14 protein-coding genes are annotated in these 14,934 nt (G+C 62.1%); 4 read left to right on the forward strand and 10 right to left on the reverse strand.

Annotation, left to right across the window (positions count from 1 at the left end; translation table 11 throughout):
- Positions 1-65: 65 nt before the first annotated feature.
- From ACFSNN_RS41065 to ACFSNN_RS41080, 4 genes are all read left to right on the forward strand, one after another.
- Positions 66-1,091, forward strand: a complete 1,026-nt coding sequence (locus ACFSNN_RS41065) for a porin (protein WP_134456521.1) — start codon at positions 66-68, stop codon at positions 1,089-1,091.
- A gap of 202 nt (positions 1,092-1,293) precedes the next feature.
- Positions 1,294-2,334, forward strand: coding sequence for a porin (locus tag ACFSNN_RS41070; protein WP_134456522.1), 1,041 nt, complete (start codon positions 1,294-1,296; stop codon positions 2,332-2,334).
- A gap of 19 nt (positions 2,335-2,353) precedes the next feature.
- Positions 2,354-4,177 (forward strand): hypothetical protein, encoded by a 1,824-nt coding sequence (locus tag ACFSNN_RS41075; protein WP_134456523.1) that lies wholly within the window; start codon positions 2,354-2,356, stop codon positions 4,175-4,177.
- 120 nt (positions 4,178-4,297) lie between these two features.
- Positions 4,298-4,633: a c-type cytochrome gene (locus tag ACFSNN_RS41080; RefSeq protein WP_134456524.1), complete on the forward strand. Its 336-nt coding sequence runs from the start codon at positions 4,298-4,300 to the stop codon at positions 4,631-4,633.
- A gap of 296 nt (positions 4,634-4,929) precedes the next feature.
- Here the strand turns inward: ACFSNN_RS41080 and ACFSNN_RS41085 are convergent, their stop codons facing one another.
- The 10 genes from ACFSNN_RS41085 to ACFSNN_RS41130 form a co-directional block, all read right to left on the reverse strand.
- Positions 4,930-6,330: an amino acid permease gene (locus ACFSNN_RS41085; RefSeq protein ID WP_134456525.1), complete on the reverse strand. Its 1,401-nt coding sequence runs from the start codon at positions 6,328-6,330 to the stop codon at positions 4,930-4,932.
- A 115-nt stretch (positions 6,331-6,445) separates the two neighbouring features.
- A complete protein-coding gene (gene kynU / locus ACFSNN_RS41090; protein ID WP_134456526.1) occupies positions 6,446-7,675 on the reverse strand; it encodes a kynureninase in 1,230 nt (409 codons plus the stop codon).
- Between the two features lie 67 nt (positions 7,676-7,742).
- Positions 7,743-8,765, reverse strand: a complete 1,023-nt coding sequence (locus tag ACFSNN_RS41095; RefSeq protein WP_134456527.1) for an amidohydrolase family protein — start codon at positions 8,763-8,765, stop codon at positions 7,743-7,745.
- A 15-nt stretch (positions 8,766-8,780) separates the two neighbouring features.
- Positions 8,781-9,305, reverse strand: coding sequence for a 3-hydroxyanthranilate 3,4-dioxygenase (locus ACFSNN_RS41100; RefSeq protein WP_134456528.1), 525 nt, complete (start codon positions 9,303-9,305; stop codon positions 8,781-8,783).
- Between the two features lie 29 nt (positions 9,306-9,334).
- Positions 9,335-9,766, reverse strand: a complete 432-nt coding sequence (locus ACFSNN_RS41105; protein ID WP_134456529.1) for a RidA family protein — start codon at positions 9,764-9,766, stop codon at positions 9,335-9,337.
- Positions 9,763-10,536, reverse strand: a complete 774-nt coding sequence (locus ACFSNN_RS41110; protein WP_377689091.1) for a 2-keto-4-pentenoate hydratase — start codon at positions 10,534-10,536, stop codon at positions 9,763-9,765. Before ACFSNN_RS41110 ends, ACFSNN_RS41105 begins: the two co-directional genes overlap by 4 nt.
- A complete protein-coding gene (gene dmpG, locus ACFSNN_RS41115; protein ID WP_134456530.1) occupies positions 10,533-11,576 on the reverse strand; it encodes a 4-hydroxy-2-oxovalerate aldolase in 1,044 nt (347 codons plus the stop codon). The genes ACFSNN_RS41110 and dmpG overlap by 4 nt, the downstream gene beginning before the upstream one ends.
- A 13-nt stretch (positions 11,577-11,589) precedes the next feature.
- Positions 11,590-12,534 carry an acetaldehyde dehydrogenase (acetylating) gene (locus tag ACFSNN_RS41120; RefSeq protein ID WP_134456531.1) on the reverse strand — a complete coding sequence of 315 codons (945 nt, stop codon included), beginning with the start codon at positions 12,532-12,534 and terminating at the stop codon, positions 11,590-11,592.
- Between the two features lie 11 nt (positions 12,535-12,545).
- A complete protein-coding gene (gene mhpD, locus ACFSNN_RS41125; protein ID WP_134456532.1) occupies positions 12,546-13,367 on the reverse strand; it encodes a 2-keto-4-pentenoate hydratase in 822 nt (273 codons plus the stop codon).
- Positions 13,364-14,854 (reverse strand): 2-hydroxymuconic semialdehyde dehydrogenase, encoded by a 1,491-nt coding sequence (locus ACFSNN_RS41130; RefSeq protein ID WP_134456533.1) that lies wholly within the window; start codon positions 14,852-14,854, stop codon positions 13,364-13,366. The genes mhpD and ACFSNN_RS41130 overlap by 4 nt, the downstream gene beginning before the upstream one ends.
- Positions 14,855-14,934 lie beyond the last annotated feature (80 nt).

A 14,934-nucleotide genomic window follows, 5' to 3' on the forward strand; every position in this document is an offset into this window, starting at 1 on the left:
CACCGCGCCGCCGACCCGCTGTCTTTGCTGTTTTCGTTATTCCAAACCGCTCACCGGGACTCGCTATGAACGTTCGATCGTTGGGCGCGCTCGCGCTCGTTTGCGCCGCTGCATGGTGCATCGCTTCACGCGCCGTGCAGGCGCAGACGTCCGTCACGCTGTATGGCCTCGTCGGGCTGGATATCGCCAGCAGCAAACGCAGCAACGGGCCGCCCGCCGCACTCGCCGAACAGAGCCCCGGGCTCACGGCGCCGTACTGGGGCATCCGCATCAACGAAGAGCTGGGTGCCGGTTATCACGCGATCGCCGTGCTCGAAAGCTTCTTTCAACCGACCAATGGCGGCCTCGGCCGCACCGCCGCCGATCCCTTCTGGGGACGCAACTCGTATGTCGGCATCGCCGGGCCGTTCGGGCGCGTGACGTTCGGCCGGCACACCAATCTGCTCTACCTCGCCGAGCAGGTCGCCAATCCGTTCCAGGCGTCGATCCTGTTTTCGCCGCTCGTCATGCAGACGTTCACCGCGCCCTACGGCGGCGCGATTGCGGGCGACACCGTCTGGAACAACGGCATTCAGTACACCAGCCCGACTCTGAATGGCCTGACCGCCACGGCCGTGTATGCGCCCGGCGGCGTCGCGGGCGCGAACGGGATTTACAACGCCGCGTTCTCCGCGCTCTACGCCGGCGGTTCGCTCACCGCTGTCGCGACGGTACAACGCACTCGTCTCGTCGCGGGTGTCGCGGCGCCGACACAGAACGCGTACATCGTCGGCGCCGCGTACGACTTTTCGCTTTTCAAGCTGTATGGCGCACTGCAAGGACTGCGCACCGACTCGACCGACGTCGGCGCGCACACCGTCGAAGCCGGCTTGTCCGTGCCGCTGACCTCGCAGCTCACCGCCCTCGCCGAATGGGCGTACACGCGACGCAGCGCGCCGAAAAACATCGTCACAGGCCGCAATACGAGCTCCGCGGGTCTCGACTATTTCTTGTCAAAACGCACCGACCTATACCTGCTCACCGTCTACGACCGGCTTTCCGGCTACGGCACCGCGATGACTTATGCGGCCGGAATCCGGCATCGGTTTTGACGCGCGATGCCATTCGGGTCAACCCGCTATAACCAAAACGTTGTTTTGTATAAAAAAATAAAGCTCGGAATCCAAATTTTGCCGTGGGTATAATTTTTACCAGTTTGTGTATACACGAACAAAAGGCCGTAACCGTGGCTGTCGAGCGCGCCGACAGCACTCTTCACAACACGAAAATAACGACGATTAGTTTGGAGATGGAATGAAAAAGAAGACTCTCGTGTCAGGCGCCTTGATGCTCGCATGCGCCGGGGCACATGCTCAGTCGAGCGTCTGGCTGTCCGGCTATGTTGACCTGAACCTCGAACATCTGATCTCTTCCGGTTCCGGCGGCAACGTGACGCGCATGTCGAGCGGCGGCCTGAACAACTCGCGCTTCAACCTGAGCGGTGTCGAAGACCTGGGCGGCGGCAACAAGGCCGTGTTCACCATCGAGCCGATGTTCTCCGCGAACACCGGCGTGCAGTCCGCGCAATTTCGCCAGTCGTTTGTCGGCCTGAAAGGCAGCTGGGGTGAAATCACGATGGGCCGCCAGTTCACGCCCTCGTACTGGATCGCGGGTTACGCCGATCCGAGCTGGGCAGCGGACTTCAGTATGGTCAACAACATGGAGTTCTTTTACGCGTCGTACCGCGTGGACAACGCGATCCAGTACAAGACGCCGACTTTCTACGGCTTCACCGGCCGGATCATGGCGACCACCGGTGTGGGCGACAGCACGCGCGCGGGACGCTTCCTCAGCACCAGCATCGACTACCGGCACGGGCCGATCTTTATCGGCGCCGTCAGCGAGTTGCAGTACACGCGGGATATCTTCAGGTCCTCGCAGATCCACTCGTCGCGCGACAACTATTTCTCCGCCGTCTACAAGTTCGGCGGCTTCGAGCCGACGCTGATCTATCACACGTACAACGGCTATTACGCGTATCCGCCCTACGTCGCATTCAATTCGCAGGGTTGGGATGCGCAGATCGGCGCGCGCTGGAATATCGACGGACGCAACCGCGTGTACCTGAGCGTGGTGCATCGCCACGACGACAACAACACCAGCATTTCCAGCGCCACCGGCGGCGTGATCGGCTACATCTACGGTTTGTCGAAACGGACCGACCTGTATGCCACGTTCGCGCATGTCAAACATCAGCACGACGTACCCGTGCCTTATCCGGTGACGTTCCAGGTTTATCCGAACGGTGGACAGAATCCGAGCGGCTTCCAGTTCGGTATTCGCCACGCGTTCTAATATAAAAAGGAGGAAGCTCATGCTTCGCACAAGCAATCTGAAATCATCTCTCGCTACAGGCGCAATACTGGCGTTCATGTCGGCCGCGGCGTGCGCAAGCGGCGAAGCTGCTCAACCGGCTGCAACTGCGGATGCGGCTTCTGGCGCGACGGCGGCCGCGGCGACGCCGGCGTCGGGCACACAGGCGGCGCCCGGCACGCCGAATGTCAAGGACCCCTATCTGGCCGCATGGCTGCGTTTGACGCCCGATCGCCGCCCCGCTCCGCTCAAGCCCGGCGTCGATTACGGCATGGATCCGGCAACCGGGCAGTTCGTATGGCCGAAGGCGACGCCCGAGGTGCATCAAGGCCAGCACTTCCCCGGCGAGATGACCACGTGGGACAAGAAAAGCTATGCCAAGGACGTGAAGGTGTTGGCCTTCTATCCGCTCGTCGATTCGCCCTTCCACGCCTGGAACAATATCGCCGACTTCGATGGACACCGTTATCTCTACATTCATGACCGCGACTATCTGCGCATCATGGACGTCACCGATCCGGCCAATGGCAAAGTGGTGTTTTCGCAGGGCGGCACGTGGGGGCCCAAAGGACCGACCGAACACTTCGATCCGAACAATGTGCATGACTACCTGGGCGGCGCCACCATCGTGTGGAGCAGGAAGCTCGGCAAGCCGGTGCTGGTTGCTTCGTTCGAAATTGGCCGCTATGGTTTGATGACCGACAAGAGCGAACAACCGGACAAGGTCGAGGCTCAGCGTCACTACAACTCGCTCAAGGGTTTCAAGGTCTTCGAAATGGACGGCCCGCTGCCGAGCCAATGGAAGTTGATCGCGACGCGCACGACCGACTACAAGCATCCCGATGCGCCAATCGGTCAGCAACAGGGTTCGGGTTCGCTCGATGCGCCGGAATACTACGGTGGCAAGTACATGATTCTGTCCGCCGCGCCGGACGACAGCTATGGTTTGACCGAGTACCCGAACTATCTGTATTCGCCGGGCTATCAGGTGTGGGATATGTCCGATCCGGCCGATCCGAAGTTCGTCTCGCAGATTTCCGTGCCGGGACAGATTCTCGGCAATGAGGCGCACGAACAGGCGTATATGACGAATCCCCGCGCGGGCAATCGTACTTCGTGGATGGGTTCGCGTATTCCTATCTTCCTGCCGAAGCCGCTGGAGCAAGGCGGCAAGATCGGCTTCGGCGCGATGGGCGGACTCGGGCTCTATTCCTTCGATCTGTCGAATCCCGCCAAACCGAAAGTGCTCGGCAACGTGAACACGGCGCCGAGTTTAGCGGGCACCGAATACGACAACGCCGATGTCAGCCAATACGACCGCACTGGTTACGTGCTGACGAGTGGCTACCCGATGAACCGTGACTGCTACGAGCCGTACAAAGACATCTTTGTCGTGGACGCACGCGACCCTTCGCATCTGAAGGTCGCGGCGAAGCTGCCGCAGCCGACGCCGCCCGAAGGCGCGCCGTTCACGAGTTTCTGCCAGCGCGGCGGCAACTTCGGTCCGAAGCGGTCGAACGCGACAGGACAGCCGGGTGGCTGGCGGCAAGGTGTGATTCCCTATTCATTCTATAACGCCGGTGTGCAGATTTTCGATGTGCGCGATCCGGCCAAACCGACTATTGCCGGGTATTTCGTGCCGGCGCTCGCTGATGAGAGCGAGTTGCCGAGTTATACATTGGGCAAGGGTGTGCTGGCGATTTATACGGAGTACGACCGGAACATCATCTGGGCTTTCACGGAGAACGGGGCCTATGCGTTGTCCACGCCGCTGCTCGGCAAGCCCGTGATCGGTGCGCCGGCCAAGCCCTGGCCAGCTCGGTGAGTTAGTTCTGCATGTTTCTCTCTTGATGCGTTTCTTTGGTGAGCGCTTTGCCCTGCCGGCGGTTTTCGTCGGTGGGGTTTTTTGCGTTTCTGGTTTTTGTGGTTGTTATGGGGTGTGGATATGAATTTACGTATTCTGAGTGCTGCCTGGTTATGTTTGATTTGCGGAAGTGCTTTTGCGGCGGCGCCCGACGGTGGTATCACTACAGGTGGGTCTGTTTCCGCCAGCGAGCAGACTTGCCGCGCTTGTCATTCCATGGATACGACCAAGGTCGGTCCGTCTTTTCGCGCTATCTCCCAGCGGTATCGCGGGGATTCCGATGCTGTCGCCAAGTTGAAGAAGAGCATGCTCGAAGGCAGCTCGGAGAAGTGGAATACCGGGGCGCAGATGCCGCCTAATGCAATTTCTGCCGATGAGGCTGAGCGGTTTGCAAAGTGGGTTTTGGGGGTTCGGTAGACCGTGACCAGTGCTTTCGCCTGGCGCTGTGCGATCATCTGAAACGCGACTGACGGAACAGTACCGCATATGCCGATGACCGCACCCGCCATTTGAGTGCCCGCCAGAAACGCCGTATTCGGCCCGAATACGCGTCCATAAGCAAATCAGTCTTGCCTGATTGCACGGCAACAATGCTCAAACGAAAAAATGCGCGCCGGGGGCGCGCACAAGACACACGATCTGCATTGAATGCGGGAATATTTTGATCTGCCTGACAAGCACCCGGACGGACTCACGCCGGAGTTTTCAAGCGTTCATACAAGCTCGGCCGCCGCGCCCTCAACCGCCCGCTTGCGATACCAGACGAAATAAACGACCAGTAAGCAAACAATAAACGGCACGCCAATCACGAGCGTCATTCGGAACTCCCTGGTGAACCACGTCGTAACCAGCGCGCTCACCATCAACCCGGCTCCCAACGCGGACGTTCCCGGATAACCCCACATCCGGAACGCCAACGGCGTGCCCTGATGCCGATGACGAAAGAAGAAATGCGTCACGAAGATCATCAGCCAGGTAAACATCGCCCCGAACATGGAAACCGACATCATCAACACAAACGAAGCGTCCGGATAAACCACATTCAACGCGGTAGCCAGCGCGATCCCGATCGTCGATAACCACAGTGCGGCGACCGGCACGCCTCTACCGTTCAACGCGCCCAACTTTCGCGGTGCATAGCCGGCCCGCGACAAGCTGAACATCATCCGCGTCGTGATATAGAGCTGGCTGTTCATCGCCGACAACGCCGCCACCAGAATCACAAAGTTGATGACGCCGGCCGCACCCGGCACATGAGTCGCGGCCATCACCCGCACGAACGGACTCTCGTCAGTTCCGGCCGCATTCCACGGCACGATCGCCAGCATGAGCGCCAAGGTCAGCAGATAGAAGAACACCAGGCGGAACATCGTCGCGCGAAAAGCTCGCGTGATCGCCTTCTGTGGATCACGCGCCTCGCCCGCCGCGACCGCGATCATCTCGATGCTCAGATAACTGAAGATCGACACGATCACCGCGACCCACATACCCCAGACGCCCTTCGGAAAGAAGCCGCCGTGCGACGTGTAATTGGCAAAGCCGATCGTCGAATCCGCCGGCGCACCGAACACCACATAAGCACCGAGCAGAATGAAGCCGACGATCGCGACGATCTTCAGCATAGAAAACACATACTCCACCGCGCCGAACACTTTCACGCTGACCGAATTGATACCGATCAGCGCCGCTGAAAATCCGACGATCCAGTACCAGCCCGGCACGGCGGGAAACCAGTACTTCATATAGACGGCAATCGCCGTCACCTCGGTGCCGACCGCGAATACGATCGACGACCAATACGCGTAGCGCACCAGAAAGCCCGCCCACGGCGCGATATAGTGCTCGGCATACGCGCCGAACGAACCCGAAGTGGGATGCGCGACGGTCATCTCCGCGAGACATCCCATCAGCAGCAATGCGATCAGCGCGCCGATCGCATAACTGACCAGCACGCTCGGCCCGGCAAACCCGATCGCAAACCCGCTGCCGAGAAAAAGCCCGGTACCGATCGCGCCGCCAATCGCGATCATCGACAACTGCCCGGTCGACAATCCACGCTGCAATCCCTTCTCACGTTCGACAATCGTGTCGAAGCCTCGCTGCTCTTGCGTCATCTTGTGTCTCCTCCTGGATGCGCTTGCGTGTGGACACAAGCGCCGGTGCCGCGCTGTCGTGCGGCTTCGCTATTCGAAGCGCGGCATATGCTTCACTATCGACCCTGCAAACGCGTCACGTGACCGACTTGCGCACCTTGAACTCGTCGGTATTCCATGCATTGGTTGCGATGATGTCCTTGAGTTGCGCGATCGTGTCCCAGATATCCACGTAGCGCACATAGAGCGGTGCGAAACCGAAGCGCAAAATATCCGGCGCACGAAAGTCGCCGATCACGTTGCGTGCGATCAGCGCCTGCATGATCGCGTAGCCTTGCGCGTGGCCGAGAGAGACCTGACTGCCCCGCTTGTCGGCGTCGCGCGGCGAAGCCAGCGTGCAACCCAGGCCCGTCAGCTCCTGATCGGTCAATTCGATAAACAGGTTGCCGAGCGCCACGCTCTTGTCGCGCAGCACGTCGAGATCGACACCGTCGAAAGCCTCCAGCGCGCTCTCCAGTGCGATCACGCCGAGTTGCGGCGCGGTGCCCGTCAACATCCGATCGATGCCCGGATGCGGCGCATAGTCATGCGTGAATTCGAACGGTTTGGAATGCCCGTGCCAGCCGGTCAACGGTTGACGCACGGCCTCGATATGGCGCGACGCGACGAACACGAAAGCCGGCGCGCCAGGGCCGCCGTTCAGATACTTGTAGCCGCATCCGACCGCGAAGTCGGCATCGCAACGATTCAGATTCACGGGCATGGCGCCCGCCGAATGACACAGGTCCCACACGATCAACGCACCGGCCTCGTGCGCCTGACGCGTAACCGCTTCCATGTCGTAGCGTTTGCCGGTTTTGTAATTGACGTGCGTGAGCGACACGATTGCCACACTGTCGTCGATAGCCGCCATGATCTCATCGGGATCGACGCAGCGCAGTTCGCACCCGGTCATCTCCGCGACGCTCGACGCGATATACACGTCAGTCGGAAAGTTGGTGCGTTCGGCCAGAATCACATTGCGGCCGGGGCGCATGCGCGTGGCCGCCACCAGCACCTTGAACAGATTCACAGACGTTGAATCGGCGACGATTACTTCGTCCTGTCCCGCGCCGATCAGCCCGGCGATCTTGTTGCCGGTGCGCTGCGGCGCCGGATACCAGTCGGCGTCGTTCCATGAACGGATCAGGCCGTGCGCCCATTCCTGCTTCAACGCCTGTTCGATGCGCGCGGGCACATTGACGGGCATCGCGCCCAGCGAGTTGCCGTCGAGGTAAATCGTGTCCGCGGGCAGATCGAAGCGCGCGCGGCAATGGGCCAAGGTGTCGGCAGAGTCGAGCGCGGCGCAGTGTTCCCGGGTAATCATCTGGCTAGTTTCCTGTTATTTCTCATTGCAATGACAAACGCTCTGAAGCGCCGCCTGAGTTCGTCTATTAAAGAGCGTGCGCGATGTCCACCGGCAGATCGAAGAATCGCTGTGCGTTAGCGCCGAGGATCTTGGCCTTGGCCGTCTCGCTCAGTTGCGGATGATGAGCGACGAGGTCACCGATCTTCTGTTCGCCGAGCGGGAACGGATAGTCGGAACCGAGCAGCACATGGTCCTCGCCCATCGTTTCGACGAGCAGGCGCAACGCGCCTTCGTCGAACACGGCGCTATCCACGTGAAAGCGCTCGAGGTACGACACCGGCGGATTGGGACAATCTTCACGCACGATGTCGCGCTGCTCCCACGCGTTCTGCACACGGCCGAGCAGAAACGCAAAGCTGCCGCCGCCATGCGCGAAGCACAACTTGAGCGACTTCGGAATCCGCTCGAACGCGCCCGACAGGATCAGCGACACCATGCTCAGTTGCGTTTCCGCCGGCATCGCGACGAGCCACGGCAGCATCCATTTCTTCATGCGGCCGTCGGTCATCATGTCCCACGGATGCACGAGCACCGGAATGCCTTCGTTCGCGCAGTGCGTGAGGAAGGTCACGAGATGTTCGTCGTCGAGATCGCGCGGGCCGAGATGATTGCCGATCTGCACGCCGCGATGGCCGGCGCGATGCGCGCGCGTCGCTTCAAGGCAAGCCAGTTCGACATCCTGCAGCGGCACCTGGGCGAGCGCCATCAAACGCTGCGGAGCGTGCGCGCAGAGCTCCAACGCGTGGTCGTTCATGCGCGCGGCCCAATCGTGCGCGGCGACCGCTTCATAGCCATAGCCGAACATCACGGGCGTCGCGCACATCAATTGAATGTCGACGCCGAGCGCGTCCATTTCGGCAATCCGCGCCGCCGGATCCCACAGCGCGCGATACACCGGGCGAAAAGGCTTCTCGCCGGTCATGATCATGCCGCGTTCGCCGTCCGCGTCGATCTGCAGCCACGGCGCGCGTTGCGCGTCGAGACGTGCGGCCTCTTCCCGCGCGATCGGCGGAAAGAAGTGGGAATGCATGTCGATTCGAAGTGTCATTGTTATTCTGTTGGTTTAGACAGCCTTGCCCGGGTGGACATGGCCGCAATGCCCGCAACGTCGTTTTTCCTCCGACGCGTAAAACGCGTTGAACAGCGGCGGCAAATCGCTAACGATGCTCTTCAACTGCACTTCGACGCGATACACGAGATGCCCGCAAGCATCGCAGTACCATTCGAAGCCATCCACGATGCCCGCCGGGCGTTGCCGTTCGATCACGAGGCATACGCTGCCGGCCTCGGGCCGCTGCGGCGAATGGCGCACGTGCGGCGGCAGCAGAAACACGTCGCCTTCTTTCAGATCGACGCGTTCACGCTTGCCGTCTATCCACAGATGCAGATAGGCATTGCCGCGCAGCTGATAGAAAAATTCCTCGAGCGGATCGTCGTGATAATCGGTGCGATGATTCGGGCCACCCACCACCGTGACGATGAAATCGCTGTCCTGCCACACCTGCTGATTGCCGACGGGCGGCTTCAGCAGATGGGCGTGATCGTCGATCCAGCGCTGGAAATTGAACGGTTTGCCGTATGTGAGCATGGCTGCCTCTTTGTCGTTTGTGCGCGTGTCTATTTTTGCGGCGCGTACGCAATCGCCTTCATCTCGACCAACAGATGCGGATGCGGCAGCTGATGCACCGCGACCGTGGTGCGCGTCGGACCCGTTTCGTCGAAGTACTCGCCATACACGGCGTTGTAGCCGCCGAAGTCGTTCATGTTGACGAGGAACGACGAGATCTCGACGAGGTTGGACAGGTCCGCGCCCTCACTCTGCAGAATATCGCGAATGTTCTCGATCACCACGCGCGTTTGCTCGCAGATGTCGAGCTGCACGGTGCCGAGTTCGTCGGCGGACGCGCCCGCAATGGAATTGTCGGGACGGCGCGAGCTCGTGCCGGAGACGAACAGGAAGTCGCCCGCCCGCGTCACATGAGGAAAACGGCCGCGCGGTTTGGCTTTGCCGGGCACGATGCGCCCTTGAATGGTCGAGTCGCTGGTCATGAGAGTCGATAGGTAGTGAATTCAGTGCTGCCGAGCCCGTTAACGGCGCAATGCACGTGCGCATTCGCGGATAACGGATGAGCGGCGGTCGCGGCGCCCGCCATGATCAGCGAACCGGCCGGCAACGCCAGCCCGCTTTGCGTAAGCAGGCGCGAAGCCTGCACGATCGAACGCAACGGGTCGCCGAGAATCGCAGCGGTCGAGCCGGCCTGAACCAGCCGGCCGTCGATGCGCATCGTCACGCCCGCATTGCGCAAGCCGTCGAACTCCCGCGTCCACGGTCCAACCACGAGGCCCGCCGACGAACAGTTATCGGCAACCACGTCTTCGAGCGTGAACCTGAAATCGCGGTAGCGCGAATCGATGATCTCCATTGCCGGGGCCACCGCTTCCAGATAACGCGAGGCTTCGAGCAGCGTCAACGGACGATCGATCTCGCGGCTCGTCAGAAAGCAGACTTCGGGCTCCACGCGCGGATGAATGAAGCGATCGAGCGCGACGCGCCCGCCGTCTTCGTCGAGCATCGCGTCGGTCAGCCAGCCCCAGATCAGGCTATCGACACCCATCTGTATCATCTTCGCGCGGCTCGTAAAGCCGAGCTTCACGCCGACCATGCTCTCGCCGCGATGAATGCGCCGCTCGATCGACGCGCGCTGGATCACGTAGGCGTCGTCGAGTGAAAACGGCGCGGCCGCGGTGATCTGCGCAATCGGCTCGGCGTGGCGGGCCGCGTCGTCCAGACGCGCGGCGATGCCGTCGAGGTCGATCATGCGGCCTCCTGATTCGCCAGCTCGCGTGCCTTGAGCATATCCAGCGCGACATCGACGATCATGTCTTCCTGCCCGCCCACCATGCGGCGCTCGCCCAACTCGACCATGATGTCGAACGCGGACAGACCGTATTTCGCCGCGGCCGCTTCAGTGTGGCGCAAAAAGCTCGAATACACGCCGGCGTAACCGAGCGCGAGCGTTTCGCGATCCACGCGCACCGGGCGTTCCTGCAACGGGCGCACGATGTCTTCCGCAGCATCGATCAGTTGCTTCACGTCGCAACCGTGCTTCAACTTCATGCGATCCACTGCGGCGATAAATACTTCGAGCGGCGCGTTGCCCGCGCCCGCGCCCATGCCGGTGAGCGACGCATCGACACGGTCGCAGCCGTGTTCGAGCGCGACGATGGAATTTGCCACGCCCAGCGAGAGATTGTGATGCGCATGCATGCCGGTCTGCGTGGCCGGATCGAGCACGGCCTTGAACGCGTCGAACCGCTCGGCGACGTCGCGCATGCTCAGCGCGCCGCCCGAATCGACCACATACACGCATTGCGCGCCGTAGCTCTCCATCAGCTTGGCCTGCTTCGCCAATGCCTCGGGCGACGTCATATGCGACATCATCAGAAAGCCGACCGTGTCCATGCCGAGCGAGCGCGCGTACTCGATATGCTGCTTCGAGATATCCGCTTCCGTGCAATGCGTGGCGATCCGCACGACACGCGCGCCGGCGTCGTAGGCCGCGCGCAGATCGTGGACGGTGCCGATGCCGGGCAGCAACAGCGTCGCCACTTCCGCACGCTTCACCGTCGCCGCAACGGCTTCGATCCATTCGAGGTCGGTGTGCGCGCCGAATCCGTAGTTAAAGCTGGAGCCCGCGAGGCCGTCGCCATGCGCCACTTCGATACTGTCGACGCCCGCTTCATCCAGCGCCTGCGCTATCGCAACCGCGCTTTGCAAAGAGTACTGATGGCGGATCGCATGCATGCCGTCGCGCAGCGTCACGTCGGACACGTAGATTTTTTTGTTGCTATCGGTCATTGCGTCGTTCCTCTCATGCCGCCACGCGGCTCGCCGCGATCTGCTCGGCGGCGGCCAGCGCGGCCGATGTCATGATGTCCAGATTTCCCGCATACGAAGGCAGGTAGTGCGCGGCGCCTTCCACTTCGAGAAACACGCTCACTTTCAAACCCGCGCGGCGCTCGTTTGCATGCAATGCGAGCGGATTCGCGGCCGTGTAGCGGTCGAACTGCACCGCTTGCTTCAACCGGTAGCCCGGCACATAACTGGCAACAGCCGAGACCATCGCGTGAATGGAGCTTTCGATTTCGTCGGTGTCCGCATCTTCTTCGGTCAGACAGTAGACGGTGTCGCGCATCATCAACGGCGGCTCGGCCGGGTTCAACACGATGATGGCCTTGCCGCGCGCCGCGCCGCCTACGGTTTCGATCGCCTTCGAGGTCGTTTCGGTGAACTCGTCGATATTGGCGCGCGTGCCCGGCCCCGCCGAACGGCTCGCGATCGAGGCGACGATTTCCGCGTACCGTACCGGCGCGATGCGCGAGACCGCGTGCACGATCGGGATCGTCGCCTGGCCGCCGCACGTCACCATGTTCAGGTTCGGCGCGTCGAGATGCGCGAACAGATTCACGACCGGAACGACGAACGGCCCGATCGCGGCCGGCGTCAGATCGATCACGGTCACGCCGTGTTCGCGCAGCACCGCGGCATGCCGATGATGCGCGCCCGCCGAGGTTGCATCGAACGCGATGCGGACCGCGCCGAAATTCGGCATGGCGACGAGGCCTTCGATACCGTGTGCGGTCGTCGCCACACCGAGCCGTTTGGCGCGCGCGAGACCGTCCGAAGCCGGGTCGATGCCGACCATCGCGCCCATTTCGAGGTGCTTTGCGTTGCGCAACACCTTGATCATCAAATCGGTGCCGATATTGCCGGAGCCGATGATGGCCACGGCCTGCTTGTCCTGTTTGTCGTACATGGCGCTCCCGTTCACGACGTGGATTCAGAGTGATGAGCGAAGCTCGCGCTCACGGAGCCGAGTCCTTCGATATGGGCGGTGAAGACGTCGCCTGCCTGTACGGCCGCCATCGGCCCGAGCGCGCCCGTGAGCACGATGTCGCCCGCTTTGAGCGGCGCGCCGACACGCGTCATCGTGTCGGCAAGCCACACTGCCGCGTACAGCGGATTGCCCAGGCATGCCGCGCCCACGCCCACGCTCACCTGATCGCCGCGACGCTCCATCGCCATGCCGCAGTGGACGATGTCGAACGCGTCGAGCCTGACGGGCCGGTTGCCGAGCACGAAGAGGCCACTGGATGCGTTATCGGCCACCGTGTCGGTCAGGCGGATATCCCAATTGGCGATGCGGCTGCCGACGATTTCGATGGCGGGCAACGCGTAAGCCGTCGCGCCGATCAGATCGGCGATCGTGTGACGTTCGTGCGGCAAATCGCGCGCGAGCACCAGCGCGATCTCCGCCTCCACTTTGGGCTGTTGCGTGCGCGACAGCGCGATCTCCTCGCCGTCGGCAATCGACATGTCGTCGAACAGCATGCCGAAGTCCGGCTGATCGACGCCGAGTTGCATCTGCACGGCTTTCGACGTGAGGCCGATCTTGCGGCCCACCAGGCGGCGGCCGGCGGCCAACTGGCGCTCGGTATTCACGCGCTGCACCGCGTAGGCCGCGTCGAGCGCATCGCCGCCGAGTTCCGCGATCGCGTTGCGAACCGGTGCGACGGGCACGCCGGTTTGCTGCGCGCGCCACAGCGCGTCGGCGACGTGCCGCACGGCGTTCAGGTCTAATCCGCTCATGCGATCCTCACGCAAATGTTGGTCAGCTCCGAATAGAAGTCGAGCGAGTGACGTCCCCCTTCGCGGCCGATGCCCGAGAGCTTCGCGCCGCCGAACGGCGTGCGCAGATCGCGCACGAACCACGCATTGACCCACACGATGCCGGTTTCGATCTGCCGCGCCACCCGGTGCCCGCGCGCGAGCTGCGTGGTCCAGATGCTCGCGGCCAGACCGTAAGCACTGTCGTTCACGCGGCCGATCACTTCGTCCTCCGTATCGAACGGCGCAATGTGGCATACAGGTCCGAAGATTTCTTCCTTGACGCAGCGGGCGTCGTCGGCGAGGCCGGTCCAGATGGTCGGCATCACGAATGCCCCCTGGTCGCGCTCGTCGCCGAATTGCGGAACGTGGCCGCCTGTCACGACAGTGGCGCCCTCTTCGACCGCGAGACGGAAATACGACAGCACCTTCTCGCGATGTCCGCGCGAGATGAGCGGCCCCATCGTCGTCGCGGGATCGTGCGGCGCGCCCACGCGCAATGCTTCGGTCTTCTCTTTCAACGCGGCGACGAAGCGCTCGAAGATCGGCCGCTCCACATACACACGTTCGCTGCACAGACACACCTGCCCCGCATTCGTGAAGCTCGACTTCAGAACCCCCGCCACCGCCGCGTCGAAGTCCGCATCGGCGAATACGACCGCCGCATTCTTGCCGCCGAGTTCGAACGAGATTTCCTTTACGCCATCGGCGACGGTCTTCATGATCGTGCTGCCGGTGCGCGATTCGCCGGTGAATGTAATCGCGCTGATGTCCGGATGACGCGTGAGAAACTCGCCGGCCGCATTCGGACCGTGACCGTGCACAAGATTGAACACACCGGGCGGCAAGCCGATGTCGTGCATGACTTCGGCCAGCAGCGTGGCCGAACCAGGCGTCTCTTCCGAAGGTTTGGCGACCACGCAATTGCCCATGGCGAGCGCCGGCGCGACCTTCCACGTGAACAGCAGCAAGGGCAGATTCCACGGCGAGATGATGCCGATCACGCCGAGCGGCTTGCGCGTCACGTAGTTGATCAGCTCGCTGCCGTCGGCGGCGTGCGTTTCGAAGAACTCGCTATTCGCGGTGCGGATCAGATCGCCAAACGTGCGGAAGTTGGCGATGCCGCGCGCGATATCGAGTTTGCGGGCCTGCTCGAGCGGACGGCCGGTATCGGCGACTTCGGCGGCGACGAACTCGTCGAAGCGCGCCTGAATGCCGTCGGCGATCTTGTGCAGCCAGTCGGCGCGTTGCGCCGGCGTGGTATTGCGCCAGCCGGCGCGCTGCGCGGCGGCTGCGGCGCGCACGGCGGCGTCGACCGTGGCGGCGTCGGCCTCGCAAACGTGGGCGAGCACGCTGCCGTCGACCGGGCTGAGATTGGGGAACGTGGTCGCAGTCGCGATGAATTCGCCGTCGACGTAATGGCGAAGTAACGGTTGAGCGCGCTGCGCGGCGGCCGGGGTGAAGGTCACAACGTCTCCTGCTCGATTGAAGTATTGGCAGGAGTCTACGGTTGGGGCCTCACGCGGCGGTAATCAAAGATTGAGCGCTG

The organism is Paraburkholderia dipogonis, assembly GCF_042680985.1.
Lineage (GTDB): Bacteria > Pseudomonadota > Gammaproteobacteria > Burkholderiales > Burkholderiaceae > Paraburkholderia > Paraburkholderia phytofirmans.